We start from the raw sequence: 14,197 nt of genomic DNA, 5'->3' as shown, positions 1-14,197 counted from the left end.
CGCCGGGACTTGGCCGGGGCCCGGCTGGGGCTCGGCGCGCGGGGCGGGCCGTTCCGGCCGGGCGTTATGATCGACCTGCTCCGAGGTGGTGCCGCGGTATTTGCGGAATAAGGTTCTGTTGCCTCACCATTGGCTTTGTGAAGAGTGCCAAGAACGGACGCGACGGCCGCACCCGGATCGTCGAGGGCGCCCTGCGCCGATTCAGCCAGGACGGGGTCTCGGCCACCACCCTGGCCAGCCTCCGTGAGGAGAGCGGCGTCAGCGTCGGTAGTTTCTACCACCACTTCGCCAGCAAGGAACACGTCTTCGGCGTCCTGTACGCCGACACCCTCCAGATGTACCAGGAGGCGTTCCTCGCCGAGTTGGGGCGGCACGAAGGGGCGAAGGAGGGCGTCGAGGCCATCGTCGCCATGCACATGGCCTGGTGCGGCGAGAACCGCGAGCGGGCTCACCTGCTGATCAGCGAACGGCCCCCTCGGCGTGAGGAGCCCGGCGGCACCGAGGTGTCGGATTCGCGCAGGGCGTTCTTCCGGCAGGTCGCCGACTGGTGGCGACCCCACATGAAGGACGGCCTGCTCCAGCCCTTCCATCCGACCATGTGTTACGTGCTCTGGCTGGGTCCGGCCAACGAGATGTGTCGTCTGTGGTTCGCCGGGGCTCACCAGCCCACCCCGGAAGAGATCGCGGGCCTGTGCGAGGCCGCCTGGCAGAGCCTGCGCCAGCAGCCCGTCTGAATCCCCGTCAGGGGCCCGCCTGATCCTTCGTCAGGGACCCTATCCCCGTCAGAGCTCGCCTGATCCTTCGTCAGGGACCCTGCCTGATCTCCGTCAGAGCCCGCCTGATCCCCGTCAAGGGGGCCCGCCTGATCCCGTCGGGACCGCCGTCGGGGGTCGTCCGGTCCCGTCGCCCACCGGTGTCGCCGTCGTCGAGGGACGTCGCGGGAGCCGGGGAGGCCGCCGGACGGGAGAGACCGGGCGGGAAGTCAGGGAGGCCGCCGGGCGGGAAGGCGGAAGGGAAAAGAGAAGATCGTCGTTCTGAGTGCTCCGACCCGAATCACGGGGGCTCCTTCGGGCCGGAGCGGTCTCAGTGTGCTCCCACCAGGCGGCGCAGCCGGGTGGGGATCCGCCAGACCTCCTCGTCCAGCGAGATGTCCAGCCGCAGGTCCTGGCGGCGGCGCCGCAGGCCGGGCACGCGCACCCGGTCGCAGACGTCGTACCTGCCGCGCAGGGGATAGCCGAACCCCAGCTCTCCGGGAAGGACCCGTAGCTCGTCGCGGTTCCCGCAGCGGGGACAGGTCCAGGCGACCAGATCCGTTCCCCGGTTGTAGTCGTGGCAGGCACGGAAATACTCATCAGGTAGGAAACGGGACTCACAGGCGAAGCACGGGATCAACATCGCAGATCCTTGGGGGCGGGTGGTGCGGCCCTAAAGAATTACCGCTTCGCGCTTGAGGTCCGCTTGCAGAATGCTTGCTCCGCTCTGTAACAGAATCATCACCATGAGCTCCAGGAGTGTGCTGAGGCTCGTGGTGCGAGGATGATCCGGTGAACGATCTGCCTGACCGGCTCAGAGAGCTGATGCTCGACGCCGGATACACCATCGACGGCGTCCGCGAGCGCCTCGGCGAGGTCGCCGCCACCGCGCTCTCGCGTGAGGAGACGGTGCCCGCGCTACGCGCCACTCGCGACGGGGACCTCCTCGGCACGCTGATCCGGCTGTGGTGGCTGGGCGTGCCGGTGGAGGCGCCCGCCGGGCTCCCGTCGGCCGACCTGGTCGCCGCGGGACTGGTGGCCGCCGACGGCGGCCGGATCACCGCCACGGTCCACCTGCAGCCCTGGGAGACGGGCGGTTACGTCGTTTCCGACCGTAAGGTCAGGCCCGGCGACCCGGCCCTGCGGGCCGACCACGTCGTCGGGGCGGGCGGGGCCTCGGCGAACCTGGCCCAGCTGGTGTCCCGCCGCCCGGTGGAGCGTGCCCTCGACCTCGGCACCGGATGCGGGGTCCAGGTGTTGCACCTGGCCGAGCGGGCCCGGGAGATCGTGGCCACCGACGTCAATCCCCGTGCCCTGGAGCTGGCTCGGCTGAGCTGGGCCCTGTCCGGGATCGAGGGGGTGGACGCCCGGTCGGGCTCCCTGTTCGACCCGGTCGTCGGCGACCGGTTCGACCTGATCGTCGCCAACCCGCCGTTCGTGATCTCTCCCGGCGGCCGGTTCACCTACCGGGAGTCCGGGTTCGAGGGCGACGGTTTCTGCCGCGACCTCGTCGGATCGGCCTCCCGCTTCCTCGCGCCCGGCGGCACCTGCCAACTGCTGGCCAACTGGCTGCACGTCGACGGTGAGGACTGGCGGGACCGGGTGGGCGGATGGCTGACCGGAACCGGCTGCGACGGCTGGGTGGTGCAGCGGGACGTGCAGGATCCGGCCGAATACGTCGAACTGTGGTTGAGGGACGCCGCCGAACAGGGCACCCCTCGCTACCGCGAGCTCTACGACGACTGGCTCGGCTGGCTGGAGTCCCGGAACGTCACGGGAATCGGCTTCGGCTGGATCACCATGCACGACTCCGGCAGCCTCGACCCCGTCGTGCGGGTGGAGGAGTTCGGACAGCGGGTGGAGCTGCCGGTGGGCGGATACGTGGACGAGGTGCTCGGCTCGATCGCCGAGTCCCATCGGCTGACCGACGCGCAGTTGCTGGATGCCAGGCTCGCTCTGGCCGGCGGCGTGCTGGAGGAGCGGATCGGTCCGCCCGGTGCCGAGGACCCGGCGAGGATCGTGCTCAGGCAGACCCGGGGGCTGCGCCGAAGCGCACAGGTGGGAACCGTGGAAGCGGCTCTCGCCGGGGTCTGCGAGGGCGACTATCCACTGGCCCCGCTGCTGGCCGCGATCGCCGAACTCACCGATGAAGACCCCGATGACCTGCGGTCCAAGGCTCCAGAAGTGCTCCGTCCACTGATTGCCGAAGGGTTTTTCCACATATCCACAGGGTGATCCTCCACAGGTTGTGGATATCTTTGCCGATCGGATGTTGATCGGATGTTGAGTGTCGGAGAGCACCCTGAGGATGTGGGCACGGCCCCGGGGGGAAAAGGGGACGTGTCAAGTCCGGCCGGCCGTTAATGTGAGGCGGCCGGCCATCGGGTGACGCACCGGATAACCGGGCCCCCTACGCGTCACCCGATGGTCCGACGGCCGGCCGGGCACCCCACGTCCCTTCCATAGTTCGGACCGACGGGAAAACCGGTGATCAACCACTTCTGGATGACGCGTCTCGACGACGACCTGTACGACGGACTCGAGTCAGTTGCCGACGTGATCACGGTCGAGCAGGGCACGCAGGTCCGTGGCCTCGGGCGCGCCGAGCCTGACGAAGATGTCGTGGGCGCGCTGGAGGCAGTCGCGACTGCGGCTCGCGGTGCCCAGACCGGCGAGCGCCCGGCCTAGCACCCACAGCGACAGCGCCTCACCGTACGGATGACCGATCTCACGGCTGACCGCCAGGGCCTGTTCCGCATGGCGGGTCGCGTCGGAGAACCGGCCGGCGGTGATGAACGTCTCGGCCAGCCGGGAACAGACCCGCTGCTCCCACACCCGCTGGTTGCTGGCCCGGAAGAAGGCCAGGCATTCGGCGTGGTGGTGGACCGCCTCGTTGAGCCGTCCGACCCGCGACAGGATCATCCCGAGGTGGTATCGGGCCCGGGCGGTGCCCGCGCTGGAGCCGAGCTCGATGAAGAGGGCCAGGCCCTGCTCGGCGGCGGTGATCGCCTCCGCCCGCTGGCCCAGGAACAGGTGGTCGCGAGCCGAGTAGCTGAGCGTCAGAGCCTCGCCGCCCCGCGCGCCGACCTCCCTGAACACCTCGCGCGCCGAGTCGAACCAGGCCAACGCCTCCGCGTGGCGGCGCTGGCGGCCGGCCACGACGGCCAGCGCGTTCATCGCCTCGCCGGCGACGATCCGGTCACCTCCGGCGGCCAGATCCAGCGACGCCCGGAACTCCTGCTCCGCCTCGGCCAGCCGGTTGGCGCCGAACAGCACCCGGCCGAGCACGTAGCGGCAGCGCAGCTCGCTGGAGACGGCGCCGAGCCGCTGCGCGGCGGCCAGCACCTCCCGGGTCCGCTGGTCGAACTCGCGGGCGTGGCTGCCCGACTCCAGCAGTGGCTCCATCGCCAGCAGCAGGTCGGCCCCGGGCAGCAGGGCCTCGGCCTCCCCGACGTCGGTCACCTGGGAGATCGACGCGAACAGCGACTCCGCCTCGACCGACAACCAGGCCACGGCCTCGTCGGCGGAGGCGAACACGTGACCCGGTCCGGTCACCGCGAGCTGGTCGGCGATCGTGCTGCCCTCGTAGGCGAGCCGGTGCGCCGACCGCGCGGAGGCCAGATAGAAGTCGAGCAGCCGCCGCAGCGCGGGCACGCCCTCCCCGGCCTCGGGCTCGACCCGTTCCGCGATGCGGCGGGCGAAGAGCTTGAGCAGGTCGTGGAAGCGGTAACGGCCGGGAGCGGGAGCCTCCAGCAGGTTGGCGTCCACCAGGGACTCCAGGACGTCCTCGGTGTCCACCGGGCGCAGCGCCAGCAGCGCGGAGGCGGCGCCGATCGAGATGCCCGGACCCCTGGGCAGGGAGAGCAGCCGGAACGCCCGGGCCTGCACGGGGCTGAGCTGGCCGTAGCCGAGGGCGAAGGTCGCCTCCACCGCGAGGTTGCCCACGCGCATCTCGTCCAGACGGCGGCGCTCGTCGGCCAGCCGGGGCACCAGCGAGGCGACCGTCCAGGAAGGCCGCGCGGCCAGCCGTGCCGCCACGATCCGCACCGCGAGCGGCAGGAAGCCGCAGGCGGCGACGACGTCCATGGCGACGGCGCGTTCCGCGGCCACCCGCTCGGCCCCGGCGACCGTGGCGAACAGGGTCAGCGCCTCGTCCGGCTCCATGACGTCCAGGTCGACCATCCGGGCCGCGGTCAGGTCGGCGAGCTTGCCCCGGCTGGTCACCAGCGCCGCGCAGCCGGTCGAGCCGGGCAGCAGATGGCTGACCTGGTCGGCGTCCCTGGCGTTGTCGAGCAGCACGAGCATCCGCCGGTCGGCCAGGAGTGAGCGGAACAGCGCCGACCGCTCGGCCAGGCCGTCCGGGATGACGTCCGCGGGCAGGCCGAGCGCCCGCAGGAACGCCCCCAGCACCGACTCCGGCGCGGTCGGTTCCTCCCCGTACCCGCGCAGGTCGGCGTAGAGCTGGCCGTCGGGGAACAGATCGTGCATGGCATGGGCGACGTGTACCGCCAGCGTCGTCTTGCCGACGCCGCCGATGCCGGAGATGGCGGCCACCGGCACGCCGTCGGCGCCACCCTGGGCGGACAGCAGGGTGCACAGCCGGGTGACGATCTGGCGACGACCGGTGAAGTCGTTCACGGCCGCGGGGAGCTGCGCCGGACGGGGCAGATCCGGGATGCCGGGCTCGGCGGGCTCCGCATCCCGCGCCGGTTCCGAGGCGTCGGCGGGGGCGAGCCGTACCGGGTCGGCTCCCGTGCCGGGGGCGAGGCCCGGGTCACCGGTGAGAATGCGCTGGTGCAGGGCGGTCAGGTCGGGGCCCGGTTCGATGCCGAGCTCCTCGATCAGCGCGGCGCGGGTGTCGGCGAAGGCGGCGAGCGCGTCCGCCTGCCGCCCGCATCGGTAGTAGGCCAGCATCAGCTGGGCCCGCAGCCGCTCACGGAGCGGGTGGTCGGCGGTCAGCGCGATCAACTCGGAGACGACGTCGGCGTGCCGGCCCAGCTCCAGATCCATGTCCATCAGGGTTTCCAGCACGCTCATCCGGCGCTCGACGAGCCGGCCGCGCTGGTGCTCGGCGTAGGGGCCGACGGCCCCGGCCAGCGGCTCTCCGGTGCACAGCCTCAGGCTCGCGCGCAGGCTCTCGGCGGCTCCGGCGAGATCGCCGGCGCGGCGGGCGACCTCGGCCTCCTGCACACCCTGTTCGAAGAGCGCCAGGTCAAGGGTGCCGCCGTTCAGCCGCAGCGCGTAGCCGCGACCCACCGAGGTGAGGAGTTCGGGACGGGTGCGGGGAGACCTGCCGGGCTCCAGCACGGCCCGCAGCCGCGAGACGTAGGTGCGCAGCGCGCCGAGCGCGCGAGGCGGGGCGTCCTCCCCCCAGACCGCGTCGATCATCTCGGTCGGGGTCACTGCCCGGCTTTCGCGCAGAAGCAACATCGCCAGAATGGAACGTTGCAGAGGAGTGCCCAGGTCAAGCTCGGTGCCGTCCCGCCAGGCCTGCACAGGGCCGAGCACGGCGAAGCGCAATCCGTCTTCGCTGCCCTGAACAGCCATTTCGCCAATCCCCGCCTCAATGGAAAGTTTTATCGCCAATATAGATCCTTCGTTGCCCGCTCCATAGACGGTCGTCGGCCCGTTAACCAAAGCGTTGATTGGCCGTTAATCGGGTGTTGAGCCATGAACGTGATGCTGAAGCAGGTCGGGCATGGCGCCATACGGGGGCTGCCATGCCCGACATGTCAGCAGATTGCAGGTGTGGATAAAGGCGCTGTAAGCGCGGTGCAGGCGGCTCGTCTTATCAATGAGCCATGGCTCCTCGGCCAGGAAAGAGGAGCCCCCACCCTCAAGGGAGAACCACCATGCGCCGCACGACCCGCACCATCCTGGGCCTCGCCGCCGCCACCGCCGTCATCGCGGCCGGCGCCCCGGCCTTCGCCTCCTCCGCCTCGGCCGCCACGACCGCCACGGCCGCGACCGCCGCCGACGGGCATGACTACTGGGGCTACGACTACTCCAAGTACTACGACGACTCCCGCGCCAAGGCCAAGGGCAGCGTCTGGGTCGACGGCGCCGACCGGGTCCACGTCCAGGGCAGGCTCTACGACAAGTACTCGCCGGTATGGCTCTGCGGCTACGTCCAGGTCAAGTTCGAGAACGCCGACGGCGACGAGTCCATCTCCTGGGCCAAGAAGTGCGGCTCCAGCGGTTACCAGCCCTTCCACTTCTGGCAGGACGACGTCGACAACGTCCAGGTCAGGGTCTGCTACTGGGACAACGCCCATGCCAAGAAGACGCTGTGCGGCAAGTGGGACTACGTCTACGAAGTCGACGGTGACGACGAGGAGTAAGGCGGCGACCAGAAGTGAATCGGCCGCCGGATGAACATCAGGCCCGCCCGAAATCCCGGGCGGGCCTTTTGTTCCATGAAGTCATCGAAGTGACGGGAGGTCTCTACGCAGCCTCGACCAGGCCGAGCCGCGCGTGGAGCCGTTCTCGGACCAGCGGCCATTCGGAGCTCAGAATCGAGTAATAGGCGGTATCTCGGACCGTGTCGTCGGCGCCTCGGCTCTCCGCCCGCCGCACACCGTCGAGGTGCGCGCCGAGGGCTTCGATGGCGGCCCGGGAGCGTACGTTCCGTACGTCAGCCTTGAGGGTGATGCGGTGGACCTGCCACGTCTCGAAGGCGAGCGAGAGCATCAGATACTTGCTCTCCCGGTTGACACCCGTTCCCTGGGCCGAAGCGGCCAGCCAGGTGTAACCGATGTCCGCCACGGACGGGACCTCGCCCACCGCACTGCGTGCACCCGGAGGCCAGGGCATGGGGCCCTGCCAATACTCCAGGTTCATGAGACGGGTGGCACCGACGACGCGGTCGGTGTGCAGCCACCGGATGGCGAAGGGCATCGTGCGGCCCTCCGCCTGCTCAGCCAGAGTGGCCTCCACGTAGGAGACCATCTCGCCCCGGCCTTGGGGAACGCGGGTGAAGGCGTAAGTAGAACGGTCTTCACTCGCCGCGGCGACGAGGTCGTCGACGACCGCGAGGCTGAGCGGTTCCAGGCGCACGGAGCGCCCGGACAGGGTGACAAAAGCGGGCATGAGCACATGATGAGGGCTCTCCGAGATGCCTGGTGCCAAATGACACGAGACATCTTGGTGAGCATCCGGGAAAGTGCCCGCCTTCCCGGCGCGTGGAGGGTAAAAGCCCAGGTCAGCCATGCGAACGTTATCTCGGGCGCACCTGGCGCCCAGGTAAAGTTTCCCCAAAGTGGCGTCTTGACGATCACCCCGCCGCCGGGACCGGGGTCAGGGGGTGCGCACGAGCCGGCCGGATGCCGGTCGTGACGCGTTGAGGCTGCTCAGAGCCTCGCTCAGGTGGTCCAGCGAGGCGGCGATCCAGGGCAGTGCGAGCGGGTCGGGAGCGGCCAGCGCGGCCAGCCGCCGCTCGGTCGTCTCGCCGTACAGAAGGCTGGTCGCCACTCGCGCCCGAAGAGCCCGGGGATCATCGCCGAAGACGTGTCCGGCGAGCACCCCGACACCGTGTCTGTCGAGCAGGTCCGCGGCAAGCTCGGCGGAGGTGGCGAAGGCCAGTCCGGCGAAGTCGGGATAGAGGTAGAAGCCGCCCTGCGGCGCGGCCACGCGCACGCCCGCCCGGACGAACCTCTCGTACACGGCCCAGGCCACCGCGCCGTGCAGCCGCCGGCTCTCGTCGATCCGCTCGACGAGCTCCGCCGGCTCGGTGTAGGCGTAGGCCGCGGCCTGCTGGACGGGGGCCGCCGGGCTCGACCAGATCTCACTGGCCACCGCGAGCAGCCGGTCACGCAGCTCCGTGGACGGAAGGCGGGCGACGCCGATCCGCCAGCCGCCGAGGGCGAGGCTCTTGCTGAGCCCGCTGGTGATCACGGTCCGTTCGGGAGCCAGGTCGGCCGGGCTGAGGAAATCCGCGGCGGGGTCATGGACGAGGTCGCGGTAGATCTCGTCGGAGATGATCGTGAGGTCGAGCTCGCGGGCGACCTCGGTGATCCGCCTGATCGTGCGCGCGGCGGCCAGCGTGCCGGTGGGGTTGTCGGGCAGTGTGACCAGCAGGGAACGCACCTGGCGCCCCTGGGATCGCGCGTGCGCGACCGCGGAGGCCACCCGCTCGGGATCCGGCACCCCTCCCTCGCCGGGGGGTGCGGGAACGAGCAGCGGGCGCGCCCCGACCAGGTCGGCCTGGGCGGCGTAGCTGACCCAGCTCGGCCTCGGCAACACGATGTCGCCGCCGATCGCCAGCAGCAGTCCGTAAAGCAGGGACTTGCTGCCGGGGCCGCAGACCACCAGCTCGGGATCGGTGGTCAGGCCCCGCCGGTGCCAGTATCCGGCCGCCGCCTCGCGCAGCGCGGACGCCCCGGCGACCGGCCCGTATCCGTTTTGCTCGGACGCGGCGGTCAGCCGCTCGCGCAGCGCCGGATGAACGGGGAGACCGGCCTCGCCGAAGGCCAGGTGCAGCACGCGTTCACCGGCGCGCCGTCTTCGCTCGATGTCCTCGTTGGCCGCCAGCGTGGCGGAGAGCGTCACGTTCATGAGGAGTCCTCTCGCTCATTGCGGAACGTTCCCAAGCGTGCTGGGCTACAGGCATCAGGACAAGCTTTGGTTGTTGTGGGTAGGCATAAGGAAGTCTGATGCTGGATTTGCGCCGTTTGGCTTTGATCTGCGAATTCGCCCGTCGTGGGAGTATTGCGGCGACCGCCTCCTCCCTCGGCTACAGCCCCTCGGCCGTCTCCCAGCAACTGGCGGCGCTGGAGCGGGAGGCCGGAGCGGTGCTGCTCGACCGGACCGCGCGCAGCGCCGAGCTGACCGACGCCGGACGTCGTCTGGTCGAGCACGCCGAACGCATCCTGTCCATGGTCGAGACCGCCGAATCCGACCTGTCCGCGCAGGCGGCGACCCCGTCGGGCCGGGTCACCGTCACCGCCTTCCCCACCGGCGCGGTGGCCTTCGCACCCGCTCTGGCCCGGTCGCTGCGCCGCCACACCGCGCTGACCCTGCGGATGGGGCAGGGCCGCTCCGGGCGCGGGATGCGCGAGGTGCAGTCGGGCGAGGTGGACATCGCCCTGGTGGACGACTGGTACGGCCGGGTGCGCGAGACCGCCACGATGCGGGTCTTTCCCCTGCTGCACGACCCGCTGGTGCTCGTGGTGCCGCGCAGGCACCGGCTCGCCTCCCTGGAAGAGCCCGTCGACCTGCGCGAGCTTCGTGACGAGCCGTGGATGGCCACCCCGGACGGCGAGCCCTCCCGCCTGGCCGTGGACCGCCTGCTGGCCGACGTCGGCGGTGCCCAGCCGGTACCGTGGGAGTTCGAGGGCCTGGGCACGATACTCGGCCTGGTCGCCAAGGGCATCGGCATCGCGGCCGTCCCCGCCCTGGCCCTGGCCTCCGGGGTCCGCGGCATCGTCGTCCGGGAGTTTCCCGGTGCCCCGGTCGGCCGTGACGTCCACGCGATCGCCCGCGCCTCCAGCGTCCACCGCCCCGCCGTCTCCGTCACCCTGCGCGCCGTCCACGTCGCCGCCCGCCTCCTCGCGGCCGACCTCGCGGCGGTCGAGCTCGCCGCCCGGTAACGTCGGAGGGTGCCTCCCTCCTACACGCTAGAGCGCCTGCTGTCGGCCGGCGGGACGAAACCGGTGGCCGGGATCGACGAGGTCGGACGCGGCGCCTGGGCCGGACCGGTGGCGGTCTGCGCGGTCGTCACGGACCTGTCGGAGCCGCCCGCGGGGCTGACCGACTCCAAGATGCTCAGTCCCGCCCGCCGTACCGGCATGGTCGCCGAGATCACCGCCTGGGCGGCCGGGATCGGGTACGGCGAGGCATCGCACGAGGAGATCGACGCCCTGGGCATGACCGAGGCCCTGCGCAGGGCGGCCAGACGGGCGCTGGCGGAGCTGCCGGTCAAGCCCGACGCGGTCATCCTGGACGGCAAGCACGACTATCTGGGCGCGCCGTGGCCGGTCCGATGCGAGATCAAGGGGGATCTGTCCTGCGTCTCCGTGGCCGCGGCCTCGGTGATCGCCAAGGTCCGCCGCGACGCCTACATGGCCTCACTCGGCCTGGAGGAGTACGGCTTCGCCGACAACGCGGGCTACCCCTCCCCGGTCCACCAGGCGGCGCTGGCCTCCCTCGGACCGACCGAGCACCACCGCCTGTCCTGGTCCTACCTGGACGACCTGCCCCGCTGGCGCCACCTCAAGAAGCACCGCAACCCCCTGGCCGGCGAGGGGCAGCTAGGGCTGTTCGGCTAAGGAGGTCATACGCCGGATGGTTCGAAGTCTTTCGCGAGGTCAGGGTTGATCAGCCAGAGAAGGTCCAGCGCGTGTCCTTCCGGAATCGGGATGTCCATCTCCGCCTCCCTCTCCATCGTGCCATGAGTCCTGGTCCGTACTCGGTTGAGCAAGGGTTTTCCTTGGGATGATGACGATCTCATCATCTATCTCCGTGAAGGTGACATAGTCACCTGTCTAGAGTCCCGACTTTCTGCGAAGTCTGGCGGGAATGGTGATCTGACCTTTCCGGTTCACGCGCACCGTCCCAAAGTACTCACCATGCGTATCGGTGTCTTTCTGATTGCGGCCGGCTTTCCCGGGCGGAGTGCGGGGGAGGTGCTGCGGGACACGGTGGAGGCGGTCGTGGCCGCCGAGGAGGCGGGGTTCGACGACGCGTGGATCGCCGAGCACCACTTCATGTCCTACGGCGTGTGCCCGTCGGCGGTGACGCTGGCCGGGGTGGCGCTGGGCCGTACCTCCAGGATCGGGGTCGGGACGGCGGTGAGCGTGCTGTCCACGCGGCATCCGGTCGACCTGGCGGAGCAGGCGGCGGTCCTCGACCAGGTTTCCGGGGGGCGGTTCACGCTCGGGGTGGGCCGGGGCGGGCCGTGGGTGGACCTGGAGGTGTTCGGCACCGGGCTGGCGAGGTTCGAGCGCGGCTTCGGCGAGTCGCTCGACCTGCTGTGCGCGGCGCTGGCGGAGGACACGGTCGGCGCCGACGGGGAGTTCTTCCGGTTCAGAAGGGTGCCGATGGTCCCGGCGGCCCGGCTCCGGCCGGTCGTGGCGTGCACCTCGCCGCCGACCGTGGCGCTCGCCGCCCGGCGCGGGCTGCCGATGCTGCTGGGCATGCACATCGGTGACGAGGAGAAGGCCGCCATGCTCCGGGACTACCGGGAGACGGCGGCCGTACGGCCGCCGCCGGACGGGCGGGCGGAGGAGCGGGCCGGCGGCGGGACGGACGACGGAGGGGCGGACGGGGGGACGGGTGGGAACGCGACAGGGGCGGGAGTTCCGGGCGACCCCGGGCACGTGGCGGCGGTCGTGGGGCATGTGGCCGACTCGACGGCACAGGCCGTGGGGGAGCTGCGCAGGGCCATGCCGCGATGGCTGGAGCCGGGACTCGCGGGATACGTGCCGGTGGACGGCCGGGCACGGCCGCGGCGCGACGTCCCGGGATATGTGGACTTTCTCTGCGACACGCATCCGGTCGGCTCGCCCGGCCACTGCGTCGAGAAGATCAGGCGGACCACGGAGACCACCGGGCTGGAGCACCTGATCCTCATGGTCGAGGGTGCGGGCGATCAGGCCCGCACCCTCGACAACATCAGACGGCTCGGGGCACAGGTGCTACCCCACGTCCGTGGTGACTAGCAGTCGACAAGCTCCGGCGTCTGGTTGAGGATCTGGGACCTGGCGGTGACGAACTCCGCGTGTGCCTTGGTGGCGGAGGGGTCGAAGACCGCGACCCGGTGGCAGTTCTGGAAGGCGAGCCGCACCCCGAAGTGGCGCTCCAGGGCGCCGCGCATGGAGTCGCTGGCCAGACAGCGCAGGAGCTGGCCTCGGGCGGACTCGTCCGGCGGGGGGACGGTGTTGTCGGCGAACTCCGCGCCGCTCCGGTCGCGCTGCCGGACCAGCTCGGTGATCACCGACCAGGCGTAGGGCAGGGAGTCGCGGACGCAGGCGACGAATGCCGCATCGTCCACCTCGCCGGCTTTCGCCTGGTCGAGAAGATCCTTCGAAACGGTCAGCGACATGCTGCGTTCTCCTCTCAGAAGGGGATCGTTCAGACAGTAGGGCGGGCCCGCCGATCACTCCATCTAGCCCGGGAGCGACACTCGTGTGGGCCCGAAGACGAAGTCCGGGTCGATCTGGGCGGCCAGATCCTCGCCGGTGGCCCTGTTGGCCCAGGCCCTGGCGTTCTTGAGATGGAACTGCACGGCCTGGCGGCCGAAGCGGGGCCAGTCCTTCTCCTGGGCGTCCAGACGCTTCAGCAGCACGGCGAGGGCTTCGCGGTTGGCGGGCTCCAGATCCTCCAGGCCGAAGCGGCGCCCCTGCTCCATCGCCCGGATCGCCGCCGAGTGCTCCAGGCACACCAGCAGATCGTCGCCGACGTGCTCGCGCAGGAACTCCACATCCCGTGGGCCGTGCACCTTGTTGCCCACCACCGCCACCGGCACGTCGTAGTCGGCCGCGTAGTCGCGATACTGCCGGTAGACGCCCACTCCCTGCCGGGTCGGCTCGGCCACCAGCACCGTCAGGTCGAAGCGGGTGAACAGCCCCGAGGCGAAGGAGTCGGCCCCCGCGGTCATGTCCACCACCACGTATTCGCCCGCCCCGTCGACCAGGTGGTTGAGATACAGCTCCACCGCGCCGACCTTGGAGTGGTAGCAGGCCACCCCCAGATCCTGCTCGTCGAACGGGCCGGTGACCATCAACCGCACCCCGTCCCGGGTGGACGCGGTGAAGGCGGCGTGGACGGCGTCGGGCTCCTCCAGGGACAGCAGCCGCGAGCCATGACCCGGCGGGGTGGTCTTGACCATCGCCGCGGCCGAGGAGATGCGCGGGTTGTCTCCCCGCAGAAACTCCTTGATCTCGCTCAGGTGCGCGCCCATCGGCCGGGGCAGCGCCGCCTCCTCCAGGCCCAGGGCCATGCCCAGGTGCTGGTTGATGTCGGCGTCGATCGCGACGACCGGCCCGCCCAGCCGGGCGGTGTGTCTCGCGAACAGCGCCGACAGGGTCGTCTTGCCGCTGCCGCCCTTACCGACGAATGCCACCCTCACGAAGACGATCCAATCTGGTTATGAAAATCATTGCAACCACTGAAGATGATTATCATGCCATGATCGGCCGGTCTTCGTGACGGGTATGACCGGACGAGGGGCTCGTGATCCTGGCCGCCCAAGGTGTCCCCGCGCTGACCCTCAAGGAGCTCCGTACGGTCTACGACCTGGTCCTGCGGCCCTACCCTCCCGGGCAGGTGTGACCGCCGAAGCGCCTGGGCCGCGCGTGCCGCGCCGCGGGACCGGCCGCGCCGGCGTCGGTGCCGTCGTAGGAGGCCCCGAGCTCGGGGAGTTCCCGGCCGGGTTCGTCTTCCGCGGGCCCGCCCGGGCGCGGTACGGCCGGCCCGGCCCGGTCCGCGGTCGCTTCACCGTGATCCGC

At 70.6% G+C, this 14,197-nt stretch carries 12 protein-coding genes; 6 read left to right on the top strand and 6 right to left on the bottom strand.

Annotation, left to right across the window (positions count from 1 at the left end; translation table 11 throughout):
* Nucleotides 1–137 precede the first annotated feature (137 nt).
* Entirely contained in the window at nucleotides 138–734 is a 597-nt protein-coding gene (locus ACQPYK_RS47825; protein ID WP_433247887.1) for a TetR/AcrR family transcriptional regulator, read from the top strand.
* 349 nt (nucleotides 735–1,083) lie between these two features.
* Here the strand turns inward: ACQPYK_RS47825 and ACQPYK_RS47820 are convergent, their stop codons facing one another.
* Nucleotides 1,084–1,395 carry a hypothetical protein gene (locus ACQPYK_RS47820; protein ID WP_433247884.1) on the bottom strand — a complete coding sequence of 104 codons (312 nt, stop codon included), beginning with the start codon at nucleotides 1,393–1,395 and terminating at the stop codon, nucleotides 1,084–1,086.
* A 182-nt stretch (nucleotides 1,396–1,577) separates the two neighbouring features.
* On the opposite strand from ACQPYK_RS47820, the gene ACQPYK_RS47815 reads away from it, so the two are divergent.
* Nucleotides 1,578–2,987: a DUF7059 domain-containing protein gene (locus tag ACQPYK_RS47815; protein WP_433259125.1), complete on the top strand. Its 1,410-nt coding sequence runs from the start codon at nucleotides 1,578–1,580 to the stop codon at nucleotides 2,985–2,987.
* Nucleotides 2,988–3,296: 309 nt separating this feature from the next.
* Here ACQPYK_RS47815 and ACQPYK_RS47810 read toward each other — a convergent pair whose 3' ends face one another.
* Nucleotides 3,297–6,299 (bottom strand): AfsR/SARP family transcriptional regulator, encoded by a 3,003-nt coding sequence (locus ACQPYK_RS47810; protein ID WP_433247881.1) that lies wholly within the window; start codon nucleotides 6,297–6,299, stop codon nucleotides 3,297–3,299.
* Between the two features lie 305 nt (nucleotides 6,300–6,604).
* Here ACQPYK_RS47810 and ACQPYK_RS47805 point away from each other — a divergent pair, with 305 nt between their 5' ends.
* Nucleotides 6,605–7,093: a hypothetical protein gene (locus tag ACQPYK_RS47805; RefSeq protein WP_433247878.1), complete on the top strand. Its 489-nt coding sequence runs from the start codon at nucleotides 6,605–6,607 to the stop codon at nucleotides 7,091–7,093.
* A 103-nt stretch (nucleotides 7,094–7,196) separates the two neighbouring features.
* On the opposite strand, the gene ACQPYK_RS47800 is transcribed toward ACQPYK_RS47805, so the two are convergent.
* Nucleotides 7,197–7,841: a GNAT family N-acetyltransferase gene (locus tag ACQPYK_RS47800; RefSeq protein ID WP_433247875.1), complete on the bottom strand. Its 645-nt coding sequence runs from the start codon at nucleotides 7,839–7,841 to the stop codon at nucleotides 7,197–7,199.
* A gap of 207 nt (nucleotides 7,842–8,048) precedes the next feature.
* Nucleotides 8,049–9,305 carry a pyridoxal phosphate-dependent aminotransferase gene (locus tag ACQPYK_RS47795; protein ID WP_433247872.1) on the bottom strand — a complete coding sequence of 419 codons (1,257 nt, stop codon included), beginning with the start codon at nucleotides 9,303–9,305 and terminating at the stop codon, nucleotides 8,049–8,051.
* Between the two features lie 98 nt (nucleotides 9,306–9,403).
* Here ACQPYK_RS47795 and ACQPYK_RS47790 point away from each other — a divergent pair, with 98 nt between their 5' ends.
* The 3 genes from ACQPYK_RS47790 to ACQPYK_RS47780 all read left to right on the top strand — a co-directional run bounded on the left by ACQPYK_RS47790 (nucleotide 9,404) and on the right by ACQPYK_RS47780 (nucleotide 12,409).
* Nucleotides 9,404–10,339, top strand: a complete 936-nt coding sequence (locus tag ACQPYK_RS47790) for a LysR family transcriptional regulator (RefSeq protein ID WP_433247869.1) — start codon at nucleotides 9,404–9,406, stop codon at nucleotides 10,337–10,339.
* A 9-nt stretch (nucleotides 10,340–10,348) separates the two neighbouring features.
* Entirely contained in the window at nucleotides 10,349–11,017 is a 669-nt protein-coding gene (locus tag ACQPYK_RS47785) for a ribonuclease HII (protein WP_433247866.1), read from the top strand.
* A gap of 300 nt (nucleotides 11,018–11,317) precedes the next feature.
* On the top strand, nucleotides 11,318–12,409 hold the full coding sequence (locus ACQPYK_RS47780) for an LLM class flavin-dependent oxidoreductase (RefSeq protein WP_433247863.1): 1,092 nt from the start codon (nucleotides 11,318–11,320) through the stop codon (nucleotides 12,407–12,409).
* Here the strand turns inward: ACQPYK_RS47780 and ACQPYK_RS47775 are convergent.
* A complete protein-coding gene (locus ACQPYK_RS47775; protein WP_433247860.1) occupies nucleotides 12,406–12,792 on the bottom strand; it encodes an SCO5389 family protein in 387 nt (128 codons plus the stop codon). The genes ACQPYK_RS47780 and ACQPYK_RS47775 overlap by 4 nt on opposite strands.
* A 63-nt stretch (nucleotides 12,793–12,855) precedes the next feature.
* Complete coding sequence (locus tag ACQPYK_RS47770; RefSeq protein ID WP_433247857.1) at nucleotides 12,856–13,818, bottom strand: ATP-binding protein; 963 nt, start codon at nucleotides 13,816–13,818, stop codon at nucleotides 12,856–12,858.
* Between the last annotated feature and the right edge of the window lie 379 nt (nucleotides 13,819–14,197).

Origin of the sequence: Streptosporangium sp. CA-135522 (assembly GCF_050949235.1) — a bacterium.
Lineage (GTDB): Bacteria > Actinomycetota > Actinomycetes > Streptosporangiales > Streptosporangiaceae > Streptosporangium.
Note: the sequence above shows the minus strand (reverse complement) of the source record. Positions and strands in the feature narration are given on the sequence as shown.